The 17805-nt window shown below is 74.7% G+C and carries 20 protein-coding genes; 19 read left to right on the top strand and 1 reads right to left on the bottom strand.

Translation table 11 applies throughout. The annotated features are described in order from the left end of the window. The 16 genes from GCU67_RS18785 to nusB all read left to right on the top strand — a co-directional run. The coding region (locus GCU67_RS18785; RefSeq protein WP_163612889.1) for a replication-associated recombination protein A at positions 1 to 1069 on the top strand (1069 nt) is incomplete at its 5' end. A gap of 106 nt (positions 1070 to 1175) precedes the next feature. Continuing rightward, complete coding sequence (locus GCU67_RS18780; RefSeq protein WP_163612888.1) at positions 1176 to 1601, top strand: DUF948 domain-containing protein; 426 nt, start codon at positions 1176 to 1178, stop codon at positions 1599 to 1601. After that, positions 1601 to 1891 (top strand): hypothetical protein, encoded by a 291-nt coding sequence (locus GCU67_RS18775; protein ID WP_163612887.1) that lies wholly within the window; start codon positions 1601 to 1603, stop codon positions 1889 to 1891. Before GCU67_RS18780 ends, GCU67_RS18775 begins: the two co-directional genes overlap by 1 nt. A 66-nt stretch (positions 1892 to 1957) precedes the next feature. Continuing rightward, positions 1958 to 4624 (top strand): alanine--tRNA ligase, encoded by a 2667-nt coding sequence (gene alaS, locus GCU67_RS18770; protein WP_163612886.1) that lies wholly within the window; start codon positions 1958 to 1960, stop codon positions 4622 to 4624. Positions 4625 to 4689: 65 nt separating this feature from the next. Further along, on the top strand, positions 4690 to 4971 hold the full coding sequence (locus GCU67_RS18765; RefSeq protein WP_163612885.1) for a hypothetical protein: 282 nt from the start codon (positions 4690 to 4692) through the stop codon (positions 4969 to 4971). Next, positions 4961 to 5470, top strand: coding sequence for a Holliday junction resolvase RuvX (gene ruvX, locus GCU67_RS18760; RefSeq protein ID WP_338105151.1), 510 nt, complete (start codon positions 4961 to 4963; stop codon positions 5468 to 5470). Before GCU67_RS18765 ends, ruvX begins: the two co-directional genes overlap by 11 nt. Beyond that, positions 5467 to 7497 (top strand): endolytic transglycosylase MltG, encoded by a 2031-nt coding sequence (gene mltG / locus GCU67_RS18755; RefSeq protein WP_163612884.1) that lies wholly within the window; start codon positions 5467 to 5469, stop codon positions 7495 to 7497. Before ruvX ends, mltG begins: the two co-directional genes overlap by 4 nt. Positions 7498 to 7537: 40 nt before the next feature. Then, on the top strand, positions 7538 to 8329 hold the full coding sequence (locus GCU67_RS18750) for a shikimate dehydrogenase (RefSeq protein ID WP_163612883.1): 792 nt from the start codon (positions 7538 to 7540) through the stop codon (positions 8327 to 8329). 10 nt (positions 8330 to 8339) lie between these two features. Then, a complete protein-coding gene (locus GCU67_RS18745; protein ID WP_163612882.1) occupies positions 8340 to 8975 on the top strand; it encodes a prepilin peptidase in 636 nt (211 codons plus the stop codon). 115 nt (positions 8976 to 9090) lie between these two features. Next, a complete protein-coding gene (gene aroC, locus GCU67_RS18740; RefSeq protein WP_163612881.1) occupies positions 9091 to 10293 on the top strand; it encodes a chorismate synthase in 1203 nt (400 codons plus the stop codon). Next, on the top strand, positions 10290 to 10811 hold the full coding sequence (locus GCU67_RS18735) for a shikimate kinase (RefSeq protein WP_163612880.1): 522 nt from the start codon (positions 10290 to 10292) through the stop codon (positions 10809 to 10811). The genes aroC and GCU67_RS18735 overlap by 4 nt, the downstream gene beginning before the upstream one ends. Next, positions 10808 to 11866 carry a 3-dehydroquinate synthase gene (aroB, locus tag GCU67_RS18730; protein WP_163612879.1) on the top strand — a complete coding sequence of 353 codons (1059 nt, stop codon included), beginning with the start codon at positions 10808 to 10810 and terminating at the stop codon, positions 11864 to 11866. Before GCU67_RS18735 ends, aroB begins: the two co-directional genes overlap by 4 nt. Beyond that, positions 11863 to 12297 carry a type II 3-dehydroquinate dehydratase gene (aroQ, locus tag GCU67_RS18725; protein ID WP_163612878.1) on the top strand — a complete coding sequence of 145 codons (435 nt, stop codon included), beginning with the start codon at positions 11863 to 11865 and terminating at the stop codon, positions 12295 to 12297. Before aroB ends, aroQ begins: the two co-directional genes overlap by 4 nt. Next, positions 12294 to 13391 (top strand): M24 family metallopeptidase, encoded by a 1098-nt coding sequence (locus tag GCU67_RS18720; RefSeq protein ID WP_163612877.1) that lies wholly within the window; start codon positions 12294 to 12296, stop codon positions 13389 to 13391. Before aroQ ends, GCU67_RS18720 begins: the two co-directional genes overlap by 4 nt. After that, positions 13392 to 13952, top strand: a complete 561-nt coding sequence (efp, locus tag GCU67_RS18715) for an elongation factor P (RefSeq protein WP_163612876.1) — start codon at positions 13392 to 13394, stop codon at positions 13950 to 13952. It abuts the gene before it with no gap. A gap of 31 nt (positions 13953 to 13983) precedes the next feature. Then, positions 13984 to 14388, top strand: coding sequence for a transcription antitermination factor NusB (nusB, locus tag GCU67_RS18710; RefSeq protein ID WP_163612875.1), 405 nt, complete (start codon positions 13984 to 13986; stop codon positions 14386 to 14388). A 353-nt stretch (positions 14389 to 14741) separates the two neighbouring features. Here nusB and bldD read toward each other — a convergent pair whose 3' ends face one another. Then, a complete protein-coding gene (gene bldD, locus GCU67_RS18705) occupies positions 14742 to 15284 on the bottom strand; it encodes a transcriptional regulator BldD (RefSeq protein WP_163612874.1) in 543 nt (180 codons plus the stop codon). 249 nt (positions 15285 to 15533) lie between these two features. Here bldD and pyrR point away from each other — a divergent pair, with 249 nt between their 5' ends. The 3 genes from pyrR to GCU67_RS18690 form a co-directional block, all read left to right on the top strand. Further along, positions 15534 to 16103: a bifunctional pyr operon transcriptional regulator/uracil phosphoribosyltransferase PyrR gene (pyrR, locus tag GCU67_RS18700; RefSeq protein WP_338105150.1), complete on the top strand. Its 570-nt coding sequence runs from the start codon at positions 15534 to 15536 to the stop codon at positions 16101 to 16103. Further along, positions 16100 to 17020, top strand: coding sequence for an aspartate carbamoyltransferase catalytic subunit (locus GCU67_RS18695; protein WP_163612873.1), 921 nt, complete (start codon positions 16100 to 16102; stop codon positions 17018 to 17020). Before pyrR ends, GCU67_RS18695 begins: the two co-directional genes overlap by 4 nt. A 71-nt stretch (positions 17021 to 17091) precedes the next feature. Then, the coding region (locus GCU67_RS18690; protein WP_163612872.1) for a dihydroorotase at positions 17092 to 17805 on the top strand (714 nt) is incomplete at its 3' end.

Here is a 17805-nt window from a genome sequence, read left to right as displayed (position 1 = left end):
GGCGCTGGACGCCGGGGTGAAGGAGGTGCGCGCGGTCATCGCCACCGCCAAGCGCGAGCTCACCCACGCCGGCCGGCGCACCGTGCTGTTCATCGACGAGGTCCACCGGTTCTCCAAGACCCAGCAGGACTCGCTGCTGTCCGCGGTCGAGGACCGGATCGTCAGCCTGATCGCCGCGACCACCGAGAACCCGTTCTTCTCCGTGGTCAGCCCGCTGCTGTCCCGCAGCCTGGTGCTGGCGCTGCAGCCCCTCGACGACGACGACCTGCGGGCCGTGCTGCGCCGGGCGCTGACCAGCGACCGCGGCCTGGACGGCGCGGTGACGCTCACCGAGGAGGCCGAGGAGCACCTGATCCGGGTGGCCGGCGGGGACGCGCGCAAGGCGCTGACCGCGCTGGAGTCCGGTGCCGGCGCGGCGAGGGCGGCCGGCGGCACGGTGCTGGACCTGCCGACCCTGGAGACCGCGGTCGCCCAGGCGGCGGTGCGCTACGACCGCTCCGGCGACCAGCACTACGACATCGCCAGCGCGCTGATCAAGAGCATCCGCGGCAGCGACGTCGACGCCGCCCTGCACTACCTGGCCCGGATGGTCGAGGCGGGGGAGGACCCGCGCTTCATCGCCCGCCGGCTGGTCATCTCCGCCAGCGAGGACATCGGCATGGCCGACCCCACGGCCCTGGTCACCGCGGTGGCCGCCGCGGACGCCGTGGCGTTCATCGGCATGCCGGAGGGGCACTTCCCGCTCGCCCAGGCCGTCGTCCACCTGGCCACCGCGCCGAAGTCCGGCGCGCTCACCGTGGCGATCGGGGAGTCCGTCGCCGACGTGCGCGCCGGGCTGGCCGGGCCCGTGCCGCCGGGGCTGCGCGACGCCCACTACGCCGGGGCCAAGAAGCTCGGCCACGGCGCGACCTACGTCTACCCGCACGCCCACCCCGACGGCGTCGTGCCGCAGCAGTACCCGCCGGACGCCCTCGTGGGCCGCGACTACTACCGGCCCACTGCTCGTGGCGTGGAGGCCCAGATCGGCGCCCGGCTGGCCAAGCTGCGGGCGATCGTCCGCCGCCGCTGACCGTCGTCCCCAGCAGCGGCGGTCGGTCGGGACGTCGGCGGCTAGTGTTGCGCGACCGGTGGACACCCGCCGGGGCCGTGCACGAGACGACGAAGGGGACCCTCGAGTGTCCGCAGGAGAGATCGCCGGGCTGATCGCAGCCATCGCCGTGGTGCTGCTGGTCGTCCTGCTGGCGGTGCCGCTGCTCAAGCTCGGGCGCACCCTGGACGAGACGACGTTGACCATCCGGCAGGTCCGGGAGCAGAGCCAGCCCATCCTGAGCCAGGCGTCGACGACGGTCACCCACGTCAACGCCAACCTCGAGCGGGTCGACGACATCACCGGCAACGCCGCCAACGTCTCCTCCAACGTGGCCGCGCTGACCTCCGTCTTCGCCGCCACGCTGGGCAGCCCGCTGATCAAGGTCGCCGCGTTCAGCTACGGCGTGCGCACCGCCGCCAAGAAGAAGCGCGAGGGCGCGGCCCTGGCCACCGCCCAGCGCTCGGCCAAGGACGAGCGCCGCAGCCGGCGTGAGTCGCGGCGGGCCGCCTGATGCGCCGGCTGTTCTGGCTCGCCATGGGCATCACCATCGGCGCCCTCGTCGTCCGCAAGCTGTCCCGGACGGCGGAGAAGCTGACCCCGGCCGGCATCGGTGCCTCGCTGGCGGAGGGGCTGCGCGAGCTGGCCGACGCCATCGGTGACTTCGGCGCGGACGTCCGCGCGGCCGCTGCGATGCGCGAGGACGAGCTGCGCGCCGGCACCGGGCTCGACGCCCCGCTGCCCGACCGCGGTGCGCTGCCCGACGCGCTGCCCCGCCGCGGCGCGCACGCCGCGGACAGCTGAACCCCACATCCCACCCGCGGCCCGGGCCCCTGAGCGGGCCGGGCCGCGACCGCAGGAGACCTCCCCATGCAGACCGCTGAGATCCGCCGTCGCTTCCTGGCGCACTTCGAGCAGCGCGGGCACACCGTCGTCCCCAGCGCCTCGCTGGTGTCCCCGGACCCCTCGCTGCTGTTCACCGTCGCCGGGATGGTGCCCTTCATCCCGTACCTGACCGGCCGGGAGCCCGCGCCGTTCCCGCGGGCCACCAGCGTGCAGAAGTGCGTGCGCACCCTCGACATCGAGGAGGTGGGCAAGACCACCCGGCACGGCACGTTCTTCCAGATGAACGGCAACTTCTCCTTCGGCGACTACTTCAAGGCCGAGGCGATCGCCTTCGCCTGGGACCTGGTCACCGGTGCCGTCGCCGACGGCGGACTGGGCCTGGAGGCCGACCGGATCTGGCCGACGGTCTACCTGGACGACGACGAGGCCTTCGACGCGTGGCGGGCCTACGTGCCGGCCGAGCGGATCCAGCGCCGAGGCAAGGACGACAACTACTGGGACACCGGTGCGGCCGGCCCGGCGGGCCCCTGCTCGGAGATCCACTACGACCGCGGCCCGGCCTACGGTCCGGACGGCGGCCCGGCGGTCGACCCCACCGGCGACCGGTTCCTGGAGATCTGGAACCTCGTCTTCATGCAGTACGAGCGGGGGCCGGGGGAGGGCAAGGACTACCCGATCCTCGGCGAGCTGCCGAAGAAGAACATCGACACCGGCATGGGCCTGGAGCGGGTCGCCTTCCTGCTGCAGGGCGTCGACAACATGTACGAGATCGACCAGGTCGCCCCGGTGCTGCACCGCGCCGCCGACCTGGCAGGGGTCCGCTACGGCGCCGACCACGACACCGACGTCCGGCTGCGCGTGGTCGCCGACCACGTGCGCAGCGGGTTGATGCTCATCGGCGACGGCGTCACCCCGGGCAACGAGGGACGCGGCTACATCCTGCGCCGGCTGCTGCGCCGCGCGGTGCGGTCGATGAAGCTGCTCGGCGTCGACGACCCCACGCTGCCGGAGCTGCTGCCGGTCTCCCGCGACGCGATGGGCGCCAGCTACCCCGAGCTCGTCACCGACTTCGCCCGCATCTCCGGCACCGCGTACGCCGAGGAGGAGGCGTTCCGGCGCACCCTCGTGGCCGGGACGACGCTGTTCGACACCGCGGTGAGCACCGCCAAGAAGGCGGGCACCCCGGCGCTGTCGGGGGAGCAGGCGTTCTCGCTGCACGACACCTACGGCTTCCCGATCGACGTCACCCTGGAGATGGCCGCCGAGCAGGGCGTGACCGTCGACGAGGCCGGCTTCCGGGCCCTGATGAAGGAGCAGCGCGACCGCGCCCGCGCCGACGCCCGGGCCAAGCGCACCGGCTCGGTCGACGTGCTGGCCTACCGCCGGCTGCTGGCCGAGTTCGGCCCCACCGACTGGCGGGCCTACGACGCGCTGCACACCCAGTCGCGGGTCCTCGCCGTGGTCGACGAGGACGACGCCGGCGAGCCGGTGGTCGGCCCCGGGGACATCACCCGCGTGGTCCTGGACCGCACGCCGTTCTACGCCGAGTCCGGTGGCCAGGTCGCCGACGCCGGCGAGCTGACCTGGGACGGCGGCCGCGCCGAGGTCATCGACGTCCAGCGCCCGGTCAAGGGCCTGGTCGCCCACCAGGTGCGGGTGCTCGAGGGCGAGCTGCGCGCCGGCACCGAGCTCACGGCCGCCGTCGACCGCGAGTGGCGGCTGTCGGCCTGCCAGGCGCACTCGGGCACCCACGTGCTGCACGCCGCGCTGCGCCAGGTGCTCGGCCCGCAGGCGCTGCAGTCCGGGTCCTACAACCGGCCCGGGTACCTGCGGCTGGACTTCGCCTGGCAGGGCGCGCTCACCGCCCAGCAGCGGCTGGACATCGAGGACGTCGCCAACGCCGCCGTCCGCGCCGACCACGGAGTGCGCGCGCTGTACATGACGCTGCCCGAGGCGCGCGAGTTCGGCGCGATCGCGCTGTTCGGCGAGACCTACGGCGAGCAGGTGCGCGTCGTGGAGATCGGCGGCGAGTGGTCGCGCGAGCTGTGCGGTGGCACCCACGTGCGTGGCAGCGCCCAGATCGGCACCCTCGCGCTCACCGCGGAGAGCTCGGTCGGCTCCGGCGCCCGCCGTGTCGAGGCCGCCGTGGGCCTGGAGGGCTTCCGGTACCTGGCTCGCGAGCGCGACCTGGTCCGCCAGCTCGCCGACCTGCTCAAGACCCCGCAGGACGGCATCGTCGACCGGGTCAGCGGCATGCTCGGCCGGCTCCGCGACGCCGACCGCGAGCTCGCCGACCTGCGCGGCAAGCAGACCCTGGCCGCCGCCGGTGACCTCGCCGCGTCGGCGAAGGACGTCGGTGGGGTCGCCGTCGTCACCGCCTCCCCGGCGGGCCTGTCCGGTGGCGACCTGCGCGGCCTGGCGCTCGACGTCCGCGGCCGGCTCGGTGAGCAGCCCGCCGTCGTCGTGCTGGCCTCGGCCTCCGATGGCAAGGTGGCACTCATCGCCACGGTCAACCCCGCGGCGCAGCAGCGCGGCCTGTCCGCCAACGACCTGCTGAAGGCGGCGTCGCCGGCCGTCGGCGGTCGTGGCGGTGGCAAGGCGGACGTCGCCCAGGGCGGCGGCACCGCGCCCGACGGCATCCCCGCCGCGCTGGTGGCGGTCGAGCAGATGATCGGAGTGGCCACGACGTGAGCGGTACCGACGGCACGGACGAGGGACCGGTGGAGGAGTGGACCAGGAGGTCCGGGCGGCCACCGGTGCCCGCGCCCGTGCCGTCGGAGGCCGACGCCGGCGACGGGCAGCACCGCACCGAGCGGGTGCCCTTCCCGCTGCCGGCCCCGCACGGCGACCGGCCGGCGGCGCCACGCACCGAGCAGCTGCCCGCCCAGCCCGCCCCGGGCACCCCGGGCGGGCAGCCGGCGGCGGCCCCGGAGACCGGGCAGCTGCGGCTCGGCGGCTACCCGCCCCGGGTGCCCGGCCCGGCCCGTCAGCGACCGGCCGAGCCGCGCACCGGCGAGGACGACGACCGTGCCCGCTGACGCCCTGCCTGCCGGCGCCCAGCCGGCGGGCGCGCCCCCGGCCTGGGTGCCGGGCCGCCGGCTGGGTGTGGACGTCGGCACGGTGCGGGTCGGGGTGGCCGTCTCCGACGTCACCGGGATGCTCGCCAGCCCGCTGGTGACCCTCCGGCGTGCCAAGGACCAGAGCGATCTGGACCGCCTCGCTGAGCTGGTTGTGACAGAGGAGGTGGTGGAGGTGGTGGTGGGACTGCCGAAGCACCTGTCCGGTGCGTCGGGCGCGTCGGCAAGAGATGCCAGTGCCTACGCTGAAGACCTGGCCAGTCGCATCGGGGAGGTCCCGGTGCACCTCGTCGACGAGAGGCTCTCCACCGTGACCGCTGCGAGTCATCTGCGCGCCGGGGGCATCACCGCCCGCAACCAGCGCTCGGTCATCGACCAGGCAGCCGCGGTGGTCATCCTGCAGAGCCACCTCGACCGGCGACCACGGACTGGCCCCGACGCCTGGGGGCCCCGATCATGACGGACCCGGACCAGCCGCGTGCCCGCGGCCGCCACTCCTCCGCAGAGGGCGGCCGGTCCGCCGCCGAGCTGCTCGCCACCTGGAACGGCGCCTCGACGGTGCAGCTCGCCGACGACCACGCCGACGGCACCCGCCGGCGCCGCCGTGCCCCCGAGACCGAGGGCACCGGCGTCCAGGTGCTCCCCGGCCGGTCCGCCGTCGACGTCGCCGACGTGGAGATCACCGGGCTCGACGCCGCGGGCATGGCCGACATCGGCCTGGCCGCCGCCGGTCTGGACGTGAGCGCCTTCGGTCTCGGCCGTCCCGGCGCCACCCGCCGTCCGCTGCCGCCGGCCCCGGCGCCGGCGCAGACCTCGGTCGGCTTCGTCCGGTCCGCCGCCCCCCGCACCACCGAGATGTCGGTCGCCGCGCCGGCGGTGCCCTCCGTCGCCGCCGGCGACCCGACCGGCGCCGTGCCCGTCGGTGGCCGCCGCGTCGTCCCCGCGCCCCGCCCGACGGCCGAGCGCGGCGCCGAGCGGTACGACACCGGCCCCGGCCGGGTCGCCGTCCGGGCCGCCGCGCCCGTCCAGCAGCCGGTCGTGGCCGGGGCGGCCTCGCTGGCCGCGCTGTTCGCCGAGAGCCACCCGACCGGGGGCCACCCCCGGCAGCGGTTCGACGACCTCGCCACGCAGGCGCACCCGGCGGCGGCAGGCGACCTGCGCGCCGCCGACCCCTACGACGAGCACGACCCGCACGACGACTGGTCGCCGGCCGACGCCCGCCACCACGACGACCGCGACCACGGGCACGACGACCACGGACACGATCCGCACGGGCGCGACCAGCACGACGACCACACCGGTCCGGCGACGGTGTTCGACGAGACCGGTGGCCTCGAGGTCATCGCCGGTGACGACGACCACCACGACCACCACGACGACGGCGGTTCCTCCGGCGGCCGGGGTGGGCGCGGCGGTCGCGGTGGGCGCGGCTCCGGCCGGCCCCGTCGCCGGCGCCGCGGACCGGTGATCGTGGTCCTGTCGCTGCTCGTGCTCGTCGGGATCGTCGTCGGCGCCGTGGTCGGCGGCCGCGCGCTGTGGAACACGATCAACCCGATGGCCGAGGACTACCCCGGTGCCGGCACCGGCACCGTGCAGGTCCGGGTCGACGACGGCGACTCGCTGCGGGCCATCGGCACCACGCTCGTCGGCGCCGACGTCATCGCCTCCACCGGGCCGTTCGAGGACGCCGCGGCCGCCAACCCGGCCGCCGCCGGCATCCAGCCCGGCGTCTACGACCTCCGGTCGCAGATGTCCGGCCAGGCCGCGCTGGAGCTGCTGCTCGACCCGACCTCCCGCGTGGTGAGCCGGGTGACCGTCCCCGAGGGGCTGACCGCCACCGCCGTCCTGCAGCGGCTGGCCGACGGCAGCGAGCTGCCGCTGGAGGAGTTCCAGGCCGCCGCCGCCGACCCCGCGGCGATCGGCCTGCCGGCCTACGCCAACGGGCTCATCGAGGGCTTCCTCTTCCCGGCCACCTACGACATCGAGCCCGGCCAGACCGCCGTGCAGGTGCTCAGCCAGATGGTGGCCCGCACCGACCAGGTGCTCACCGGTCTGCAGATCCCCGCCGACCAGCGCCTCCGGGTGCTGACCGAGGCCAGCATCGTGCAGGCCGAGGCCGGGTCCGTGGAGGACATGGGCAAGGTCGCCCGCGTGCTGGACAACCGCATCGCCCAGGGCATGCGGCTGCAGCTGGACACCACGGTCAACTACGCCAACGGCAAGGCCGGCGTGACCACCACGGCCGAGGACCGGGCCAACCCCTCGCCCTACAACACCTACGCCAACGACGGGCTCCCGCCCGGCGCGATCAGCAACCCCGGTGAGGACGCCATCAAGGCGACGCTCAACCCGACGCCGGGTGACTGGCTGTTCTTCGTGGTGACCAACCCCGACACCGGCGAGACCCGGTTCGCCGTCACCGGCGAGGAGCACCAGGCCAACGTGCTGCTGTTCCAGCAGTGGCTGCGGGACAACCCGGGCAACTGAGGTCGCACCAGGTGGCACCAGCTCCCGCGGGCGGGCCGGCATGAGGGCAGCAGTCCTCGGCCGGCCCGTCGGCCACTCCCTGTCCCCGCTGCTGCACCGGGCGGCCTACGCCGCGCTCGGGCTCGACGACTGGACCTACGACGCCCTCGACGTCGGCGCGGAGGACCTCCCGGTCCTGCTGGCCGGGCTGGGCCCGGAGTGGCGCGGCTTCTCGGTCACCATGCCCTGCAAGCAGGCGGCCGTCGCGGTCGCCGACACCGTCGAGCTGCTGCCCCGGCTGCTGGGTGCGGCCAACACCCTCGTGCGCACCGACACCGGGTGGCGCGCGGAGAACACCGACGTCGCCGGGGTCGGCATGGCGCTGCAGCTCGGTGGCGTCGAGCAGGTCGAGCACGCCGCCGTCCTCGGCGCGGGCGGGACGGCGGCCGCCGCCGTGACCGCGCTGGCGTCGCTGGGCGCGCGGCACGTGGACGTCGTCGTCCGGGAGCCGGCCCGCGCCGCGGACCTGCTGCGGGTGCTCGACGCGCTGGGGGTGACCGCCGACGTGCAACGGCTGGACCGCACCGGCACGCTCACCGCGCCGGTCGTGGTGAGCACCGTCCCGGTGTCCGGGCAGCCCGCCGTCGCCGAGCTCGCCTGGTGGCGCGGGCAGACCGTGCTCGACGTCCTCTACGCCGGCTGGCCCACCCCGCTGGCCCAGCGGGTGGCCGAGGCCGGGGGCCGCACCATCAGCGGGCTCGAGGTGCTGTTCTGGCAGGCCACCGCCCAGGTCGAGCTGATGACCGGGCACCCCGCCCCGATCGAGGCCATGCGCGCCGCGCTGGACGCCTGACCCCAGCGCCGTGACCTGGCTGTTCGCGGCCGTGGGGCTGGTGCTGGGCCCGTGGCTGGCCGCCGTCACCGTCCGGCTGGCCACCCGGGACCCGGCGGCGCGGCCCGCGCCCGGCCGGGTGCTGCTCACCTGCCTGCTGTCGGCCGCGGCCGTCGGTGCCGCGCCGGTGCTGGCCGGGGACCGCCCCGCAGTGCTGGCGCTGGCCTGGTTCGGGGGAGCGGCGGTCGTCCTGGCCGGCGTGGACCTCGCCAGCCACCGGCTGCCCGACCGGGTCACCTTCCCGGCGGTCGCGGTCTGTGCCGCCGTCCTGGTCGTGGACGCGGCCGTCGTCGGCCCGTGGGGTGCGCTGCTGCGCGCGGTGGCCGCGGGCGTGGGCGCGTACCTGCTGGGCACCGTCGCCCGGCTGGTGCAGCCGCGCGGGTTCGGCGGCGGGGACGTGAAGCTGCTCGGCCTGCTCGGCCTCGTGCTGGGCCGGGCCGGCTGGGACGTGCTGGTCGCCGGGGTGTTCGCCGGTCTGCTCATCGGCGCCCTCGGGTCGCTGCTGCTCATGGCGCTGGGCCGGGCCGGCTGGCGCACCGCCGTCGCCTTCGGCCCGCCCCTCCTCGCCGGCGCCTACGTCGCGCTGGCCCTCGCCGCACCCTCCTAGCCGGCTCCGTCACCGGGGTCCAGCGTGCTCCTGCGACGGCCTCGGTCCAGAGGCTCGCCCCGAGCTCGCGAGGGGGGAGGGGGACCGAGGTCCTTCGACTTCTAGGATCGTCGGCATGTTGCGTTGGCTGACCGCAGGCGAGTCCCACGGGCAGCAGCTCACGGCGATCATGGAGGGGCTGCCCGCCGGGGTGCGGGTGCAGACCACCGACCTCGACGCCCAGCTCGCCCGCCGCCGACTCGGCCACGGCCGCAGTGCGCGGATGCAGTTCGAGGAGGACGTCGTCACCCTCACCGGCGGCGTCCGGCACGGGGTGACCCAGGGCGGGCCGATCGCCGTCCAGGTCGGCAACACCGAGTGGCCGAAGTGGTCCAGCGTGATGTCCGCGGACCCGGTGGACGCCGAGGTGCTGGCCGGCCAGGCCCGCAACGCCCCGCTCACCCGCCCGCGCCCGGGCCACGCCGATCTGCCCGGCATGCAGAAGTACGGCTTCGATGACGCCCGCCCGGTGCTCGAGCGCGCCAGCGCCCGGGAGACCGCGGCCCGGGTCGCGCTCGGCACGGTCGCCCAGGCGTTCCTGCACCAGGTCCTCGGCGTCCGGGTGGTCAGCCACGTGGTCGGCATCGGCCCGGTGACCGTGCCCGACGGCGTGCTGCCCGGCCCCGACGACAACCCCCGGCTCGACGAGGACCCGGTGCGCTGCGCGGACCCCGCGACCAGCGCGCGGATGACCGCCGAGATCGACGACGCCCGCAAGTCCGGCGACACCCTGGGCGGGGTGGTCGAGGTCGTCGTCCACGGGTTGCCGCCGGGCCTGGGCAGCCACGTCCACTGGGACCGGCGGCTGGACTCCCGGCTGGCCGGCGCGCTGATGGGCGTGCAGTCGGTGAAGGCCGTCGAGATCGGTGACGGGCTGGGCACCGCCCGCCGCCGCGGTTCCGTCGCGCACGACGAGATCGACGTCAGCGACGGCCAGCTGTCCCGGCGCACCGACCGCGCCGGCGGCATCGAGGGCGGCATGACCAACGGGGAGGTGCTCCGCGTGCGCGCGGCGATGAAGCCGATCAGCACCGTGCCCCGCGCGCTGGCCACCGTCGACACCGCCACCGGCGAGGCCGCGGTGGCGATCAACCAGCGCAGCGACGCCTGCGCCGTCCCGCGCGGCAGCGTGGTGATGGAGGCGATGGTCGCCCTGGTGCTCGCCGACGCGGTGCTGGAGAAGTTCGGCGGCGACTCGGTCCTGGAGACCCGGCGCAACGTGCAGGGCTACCTCGACGCCTTGTCCTTCTCGACCCGACCCAGCCCACCCCAGCGGTGACCCGCCCGGTGCTCGTGGTCGTCGGCCCGCCGGCGTCGGGGAAGACGACGGTGGGCACGGCCGTCGCCGCGGCGCTGGGCGTCCCCTTCCGGGACACCGACGCCGACGTCGAGGCCACCACCGGGACGACGGTGGCCGACCTGTTCGTGCAGCACGGCGAGCCGCGCTTCCGGGAACTGGAGTCCGCCGCCGTCGCCCGGGCGCTGGCCGAGCACGACGGCGTGCTGGCCCTGGGCGGGGGAGCGGTGCTCAGTCCTGCGACCCGGGAGCTGCTCGTCGCGTCCGGGTGCACCGTCGTCTGGCTCGACGTCGACGTCGCCTCCGCGGCCCACCGGGTGGGCCTGTCCCGCGACCGGCCGCTGCTCGCGGTCAACCCCCGCGCCATGCTGCGCACCATGCTCGAGGCCCGCGCCCCCCTCTACGCCGAGGTGTCCACCGTGACCGTCCCGACCGCTGGCCGCCCGGTCACCGACGTCGTCGCCGACGTGCTCGCCGCCACCGGGCAGGTGGCCCCGTGACCGCGCGGCGGATCACCGTGGCCGGCGACCGGCCCTACGACGTCGTCATCGGCCCCGGCGTGCAGATCGAGCTCGCGCTGGTGCTCGACGGCACCGCGCGCGCCGCGGTCGTGCACAGCCCCGCGCTGGCCGCGGCCGCGGGGGCGGCGGTGGAGACCCTGCAGCAGTCCGGGGTCGCCGCCGAGGCGGTCGTGGTCCCCGACGGCGAGGCCGCGAAGACCGCCGAGGTCGCCGCCGCGACCTGGGCCGAGTTCGGCCGGCTCGGCCTCACCCGCTCCGACGCCGTCGTCGGCATCGGCGGGGGAGCGGTCACCGACCTCGCCGGCTTCCTCGCCGCCACCTGGCTGCGCGGCGTCCGCGTGGTGCAGGTGCCCACCAGCCTGCTGGGCATGGTCGACGCCGCGGTCGGCGGCAAGACCGGCATCAACACTGCGGCCGGCAAGAACCTGGTCGGCGCCTTCCACCCGCCGGTCGCCGTCCTCGCCGACACCGACGCCCTCGCCGGGCTGCCCGACGCCGAGTTCCGCTCCGGGCTGGCCGAGGTCGTCAAGTGCGGCTTCATCGCCGACGGGCGGGTGCTCGAGCTGCTGGAGGCAGACCCGACCGGTCGCGCCGACACCGCCGAGCTCATCGCCCGCGCGGTGCAGGTCAAGGCCGACGCGGTCGGTGAGGACCTCTACGACACCGGCCGCCGTGAGTTCCTCAACTACGGCCACACCCTCGCCCACGCCATCGAGCGGGTCGAGGACTTCCGCTGGCGGCACGGCGAGGCGGTCGCAGTGGGCCTGGTGTTCGCCGCGGAGCTCGCGGTCCAGGCCGGGCGGCTGTCCCGCGCGGACGCCGACCGGCACCGGACCCTGGTCACCGCGATGGGCCTGCCCACCCGCTACGCCGGCGACTGGGCGCAGCTGCAGGCGGTGATGCGGCTGGACAAGAAGGCCCGCGGCGCCTCGCTGCGCTTCGTCGTCCTCGACGGGCTCGGCGTGCCCGGCATCCTGACCGACCCCGACCAGGCCTGGCTCGACGCCGCCTGGGCAGCTGTGGAGGACGCATGACCATCCAGGTGTTCAACGGGGCCAACCTCGGCCGGCTCGGCACCCGCGAACCGCTCGTCTACGGCGACACCACCCACGCCGAGCTGGTCGAGATGATCCAGGCCACCGCCGCGGAGCTGGGGTTGGACGTCGTCGTGCGGCAGACCGACTCCGAGGCGGAGCTGCTCGGGTGGGTGCACGACGCCGCCGACGCCGGCGATCCGGTCGTCATCAACCCCGGCGGCTGGTCGCACACCTCGGTGGTGCTGCGTGACGCGCTCGCCGCGCTCACCGCGCCGCTGGTCGAGGTGCACATCAGCAACATCCACGCCCGCGAGGCCTTCCGGCACCACTCCTACGTCTCCGCCGTCGCCGACGGCACGATCGTCGGCCTGGGCGTGCAGGGCTACGAGCTGGCCCTGCGCCACCTGGCCGCCAAGGCAGCCCGATGAGCGCGCGCGAGGCGGGACGCCGGGAGCGGCTGCGGGCCACCGCGGCGGCGAACGGGCTGGACGCCGTCCTGGTGACCAACCTGCTGAACGTGCGGTACCTGACCGGGTTCACCGGCTCCAACGGCGCGCTGCTGGTGCGCACCGACGGCCAGGACCTGCTCGGCACCGACGGCCGCTACACCACCCAGGCCGGCACCCAGGTGCCCGACGTCGAGCTGCTGATCGACCGGGCCACGATGCCCGCGCTGGCCCGGGCCGCGCTGACCGGCGGGGCGACCCGGCTGGGCTACGAGTCCCACGTGGTCACCGTCGACGAGCTGCGCGGGCTGGAGGGGCTGATCGGCGAGGCCGGCCGGGCCGTCGAGCTGGTGAGCGTCCGGCGCACCGTCGAGACGTTGCGCGCGGTCAAGGACGAGACCGAGATCGAGGCGCTGCGCCGGGCGTGCGCGGTGGCCGACCAGGCGCTGGCCGAGCTGGCCGCCGAGGGGGCGCTGCGCCCCGGGCGCACCGAGCTGCAGGTCGGCCGCGAGCTCGACGCCCGGATGCTGGCGCTGGGCGCGGAGGCACCCAGCTTCGAGACGATCGTGGCCGCGGGCGCCAACTCCGCGATCCCGCACCACCGCCCCGATGCCACCGAGCTTCGGGACGGCGACTTCCTCAAGCTCGACTTCGGCGCCACCGTCGACGGCTACCACTCCGACATGACCCGCACCCTGGTCCTCGGGCACGCCGCGGACTGGCAGCGCGAGGTGTACGAGCTGGTGGCGACCTCCCAGGCGGCCGGACGCGCCGCGCTGGCCGTGGGTGCCGACGTCACCGCCGTGGACGCCGCCTCGCGCGACGTCATCGTCGCCGCCGGGCACGGCGAGCACTTCACGCACGGGCTCGGGCACGGGGTGGGGCTGGAGATCCACGAGGCTCCGGGCATCTCGGCGCTCGGCGCAGGTACTCTGGCCGCTGGCATGGCCGTCACCGTGGAGCCCGGGGTGTACCTGCCCGGCCACGGCGGTGTCCGGATCGAGGACACCTTGATCGTCACGGACGACGAGCCCGAGTTGTTGACCCTCACGAGCAAGGAACTGCTGGTCCTCTAGATGGCTACCACCAACGACCTCAAGAACGGCACCGTCCTCAACCTGGACGGCCAGCTGTGGACCGTCACCGACTTCCAGCACGTCAAGCCGGGCAAGGGCGGCGCCTTCGTGCGCACAACCCTGAAGAACGTGCTGTCGGGCAAGGTCGTCGACCGGACGTTCAACGCCGGCCTGAAGATCGAGACGGCCAACGTCGACAAGCGGTCGATGACGTTCCTCTACGCCGACGGCACCGACTACGTCTTCATGGACGGCGACACGTTCGAGCAGATCTACGTGCCCGGGACGACGCTGGGCAGCGGCTCGGACTACCTGCTGGAGAACACCGAGGTCACGGTGGCGGTGCACAACGACACCCCGCTGTACGTCGAGCTGCCGGTCACCATGGAGCTCGTGGTCCAGCACACCGACCCGGGCCTGCAGGGCGACCGCTCCACCGGCGGCACCAAGCCCGCGACGCTGGAGACCGGGGCGGAGGTCCAGGTCCCGCTGTTCATCACCACCGGCGAGAAGCTGAAGATCGACACCCGCGACGGCCGCTACCTCGGCCGGATCAGCTGATGTCGTCCGCCCCCACCCGGCCCACCTCGTAGTGGCAGCCCGCACCAAAGCACGCAAGCGTGCGGTCGACGTCCTCTACGAGGCCGACCTCCGCAGCGGCGACCCGCTCGCCGTCCTGCGCGACCGGATCGCCGACGGCACCCCGCCCGTGCCCGACCACGCGGTCCGGCTGGTCGAGGGCGTCGTGGAGCAGCAGGCCCGCATCGACGAGCTGATCGAGGCCCACGCCTCGGGCTGGTCGCTGGACCGGCTGCCCGATGTCGACCGCGCGATCCTGCGCATGGCGGTCTACGAGCTGCTGTGGGTCGACGACGTCCCCGACGCCGTGGTCATCGACGAGGCGGTGGAGCTGGCCAAGACGCTGTCCACCGACGACTCGCCGTCCTACGTCAACGGCGTCCTCGGCGGCATCGTCCGCGCTGAGATCCCCACGTAGCCCGACCGCTGAACGCCCACGGCCCACTCCGGCTCCCGGAGTGGGCCGTCCGCGTTCACCGGGTGCCGAGTGTGCAGGTGCTGCCGCCGACGCAGCCGGACGCGCCGGCGCAGGCGATCACATCTGCCCACTCGACGGGGACGGTCGGTGTCGTGGTCGCTGGACCGCTGCCCTGACCGACGGACGGCGGAGCGGCGAGCTCGGTCGCGGGTCCCCGACCCATCGGCTGCGAGATCTGCGCTCTCGGGGTCTCCGGGGCCGGGTGGCCACGAGAACGCAGAACTCACCCCGGCCCGGGAACGCACGAGAGGCCCCACCCGCTCAGCGGGTGGGGCCTCCGTGTGTCGCTGGGGTCAGCGCGGGGAGCGGCGGCGGTCGCCGAAGGCGGTCTCGTCCTCGTCGGCGTCGGCGTAGATGCTGCCGTCGGCGCCGGGGGAGAGCACGCCCCACTCGATGAGCCGGGTGGTCAGCTCGTCGGGGCTCATGTCGTAGATGATCGCCAGCGACTTGAGGTCCTCGGCGCGGATCGAGAGCACCTTGCCGTTGTAGTCGTGGCGCTGCGCCTGGATGGTGGAGGCGTAGCGGGCCAGCGGGCCGGCCTCGTCGGCGGGCAGCGAGCCCAGCGACTCGAGGTTGAGCACGATCTTGGTGCTCTTGGTCACCGCGGAGCTCGGACGCGGGTCGGGCAGCAGTTCGGAGACCGGGACGCCGTAGAACACGGCGAGCTCGGACAGCCGCTGCACGGTGACCGCACGGTCGCCGCGCTCGTACGAGCCGACGACGACGGCCTTCCACCGGCCGTGGGACTTGTCCTCGACGCCCTGCAACGACAGCCCCTGCTGGTTGCGGATGGCGCGCAGGCGGGCGCCCAGCGCCCTGGAGTAGTCGGTGCTCATGACCCTCTGCTCACTGACTGTCGTCGGTTCGGAAGCGTTCTGGTCACGGAGAGTACTTGGCTTCCGGAAGCGGCGACAGTCAGGCGACCCGAACGGGGGATGTGACCCGGTCGGGCCCTCCGATCCTGCTGATTGGGAGTCACCGCGGGGGGTGCAGTACGGTCGACGCCGGTCCCACCCGCCGTCGGCCCAGGCCGGAGGCGGGATCTCCTTTAACGACCCGTCCCGTGAGGCGGGGAAGGAGGCTTGATGACCATGTCATCAGAGCTGCCCGCACCACCCGTCCCGCCGCTGCTGAGCGCCGAGGACGTCGCCCGCGTCGTCGACCGCGTGGCCCACCAGTTGATCGAGAAGGCCGCGAGTCACCTGGGCGACCTGGTCCTGGTCGGCATCCCGACCCGCGGCGCCCCGCTGGCCCGCCGGCTCGCCGCCCGGATCGAGGCCTTCAGCGGCACCCCGGTCGACGTCGGCACCGTCGACATCACCCTCTACCGCGACGACCTGCGGCTGCGCGGCGTTCGCGCGCTGGAGGACACCCGCCTCCCGGAGTCCGGCATCGACGGCCGGCTCGTCGTCCTCGTCGACGACGTGCTGTTCTCCGGCCGCTCGGTCCGCGCCGCCCTCGACGCGCTGCGCGACCTGGGCCGGCCCCGCGCGGTGCAGCTCGCCGTCCTGGTCGACCGGGGCCACCGCGAGCTGCCGATCCGCGCGGACTACGTCGGCAAGAACGTGCCCACCTCGCGCACCCAGAAGGTCGAGGTCCACCTGGCCGAGATCGACGGGCTGGACGAGGTCCTGCTCACCGGGGGCGAGGCATGAGGAGGCACCTGCTGGAGGTCGCCGACCTCGACCGCGCCGACGCCACCCTGGTGCTGGACACCACTGCCCAGATCGAGCAGGCGCTGGCCGGCCGCGAGGTCAAGAAGCTGCCCACGCTGCGCGGCCGCACGGTGGTCAACCTCTTCTTCGAGGACTCCACCCGCACCCGGATCAGCTTCGAGCTGGCCGCCAAGCGCCTGTCCGCCGACGTCATCAACTTCTCGGCCAAGGGCAGCAGCGTGTCCAAGGGCGAGAGCCTCAAGGACACCGCGCTGACCCTGGAGGCCATGGGCGCCGACGGCATCGTCGTCCGGCACCCGGCGTCGGGCGCACCGCACCGGCTCGCGCAGTGGGTGCAGGGCAGCGTGGTCAACGCCGGCGACGGCACGCACGAGCACCCCACCCAGGCGCTGCTGGACGCGTACACGATCCGCCAGCGGCTGGGCCGGCTCGACGGGGTGCGGGTGGCGATCGTCGGCGACGTCCTGCACTCCCGGGTCGCCCGGTCCAACGTCGGCCTGCTCACCACGCTCGGCGCCGAGGTCACCCTGGTCGCCCCGCCCACGCTGCTGCCGGTCGGCGTCGAGAGCTGGCCGGTCGCGGTCAGCTACGACCTGGACGCCGTCCTGCCCAAGGCCGACGTGGTGATGATGCTGCGCGTGCAGGCCGAGCGGATGAACGCCTCGTTCTTCCCCAGCGCGCGGGAGTACAGCCGCCGCTACGGCCTGGACGGACGCCGGATGGCCGCGCTGACCGACGACGCGATCGTCATGCACCCGGGCCCGATGAACCGCGGGATGGAGATCGCCGCCGAGGTGGCCGACTCGCCCCGCTCCACGATCGTCGCGCAGGTCGGCAACGGCGTCAGCGTGCGCATGGCCGTCCTGTACCTGCTGCTGGGAGGGGCTCCCGAGTGAGTGAGCATCGCAGCGAGGAACGAGCGAGGAGCGGAGCGAACGGCCGAGCGGAGCGAGGAGATGGACACAGAATGACGCTCATCAGGAACGTCCGCCCCTACGGCGAGGACGCCGTGGACATCCGCATCACCGACGGCCGGATCGCCGAGATCGGCCACGGGCTCACGGGGGACGACGAGGTCGTCGACGGCGGCGGCCTGGTCGCGCTGCCGGGCCTGGTCGACCTGCACACCCACCTGCGCGAGCCGGGCCGCGAGGACGCCGAGACCGTCGAGACCGGCAGCCGGGCCGCGGCACTCGGCGGGTACACCGCGGTGCACGCCATGGCCAACACCGACCCGGTCGCCGACACCGCCGGGGTGGTGGAGCAGGTGTGGCGGCTGGGCCAGGAGGCCGGGCTGGTCGACGTCGTCCCGGTGGGCGCGGTGACCGTGGGCCTGGGCGGGACGCAGCTGGCCGAGCTCGGCGCGATGGCCGACTCCGCCGCCCGGGTGCGGGTGTTCTCCGACGACGGGCACTGCGTGGCCGACCCGGCGCTGATGCGCCGCGCGCTGGAGTACGTCAAGGCGCTGGACGGCGTCGTGGCCCAGCACGCCGAGGAGCCGCGGCTGACCGTCGGCGCGCAGATGAACGAGGGCGAGCGCTCCGCCCGGCTCGGGCTGGCCGGGTGGCCGGCCGCGGCCGAGGAGGCGGTCATCGCCCGCGACGTCCTGCTGGCCCAGCACGTGGGCGCCCGGCTGCACGTCTGCCACGTCTCCACGGCGGGCTCGGTGGACATCCTGCGC

Origin of the sequence: Modestobacter muralis, assembly GCF_010682105.1 — a bacterium.
Lineage (GTDB): Bacteria > Actinomycetota > Actinomycetes > Mycobacteriales > Geodermatophilaceae > Modestobacter > Modestobacter muralis.
The sequence above is the reverse complement of the archived record's forward strand: the minus strand, read 5'-3'. Positions and strand labels throughout refer to the sequence as shown.

Excerpts from the sequence above, each read along its gene's own strand:
- bldD (WP_163612874.1), bottom strand. The coding sequence starts at position 15,284 with ATGAGCACCGACTACTCCAGGGCGCTGGGCGCCCGCCTGCGCGCCATC.
- alaS (WP_163612886.1), top strand. The coding sequence starts at position 1,958 with ATGCAGACCGCTGAGATCCGCCGTCGCTTCCTGGCGCACTTCGAGCAG.
- efp (WP_163612876.1), top strand. The coding sequence starts at position 13,392 with ATGGCTACCACCAACGACCTCAAGAACGGCACCGTCCTCAACCTGGAC.
- aroC (WP_163612881.1), top strand. The coding sequence starts at position 9,091 with ATGTTGCGTTGGCTGACCGCAGGCGAGTCCCACGGGCAGCAGCTCACG.
- GCU67_RS18775 (WP_163612887.1), top strand. The coding sequence starts at position 1,601 with ATGCGCCGGCTGTTCTGGCTCGCCATGGGCATCACCATCGGCGCCCTC.
- GCU67_RS18695 (WP_163612873.1), top strand. The coding sequence starts at position 16,100 with ATGAGGAGGCACCTGCTGGAGGTCGCCGACCTCGACCGCGCCGACGCC.
- aroQ (WP_163612878.1), top strand. The coding sequence starts at position 11,863 with ATGACCATCCAGGTGTTCAACGGGGCCAACCTCGGCCGGCTCGGCACC.
- mltG (WP_163612884.1), top strand. The coding sequence starts at position 5,467 with ATGACGGACCCGGACCAGCCGCGTGCCCGCGGCCGCCACTCCTCCGCA.
- pyrR (WP_338105150.1), top strand. The coding sequence starts at position 15,534 with ATGACCATGTCATCAGAGCTGCCCGCACCACCCGTCCCGCCGCTGCTG.
- GCU67_RS18720 (WP_163612877.1), top strand. The coding sequence starts at position 12,294 with ATGAGCGCGCGCGAGGCGGGACGCCGGGAGCGGCTGCGGGCCACCGCG.
- GCU67_RS18750 (WP_163612883.1), top strand. The coding sequence starts at position 7,538 with ATGAGGGCAGCAGTCCTCGGCCGGCCCGTCGGCCACTCCCTGTCCCCG.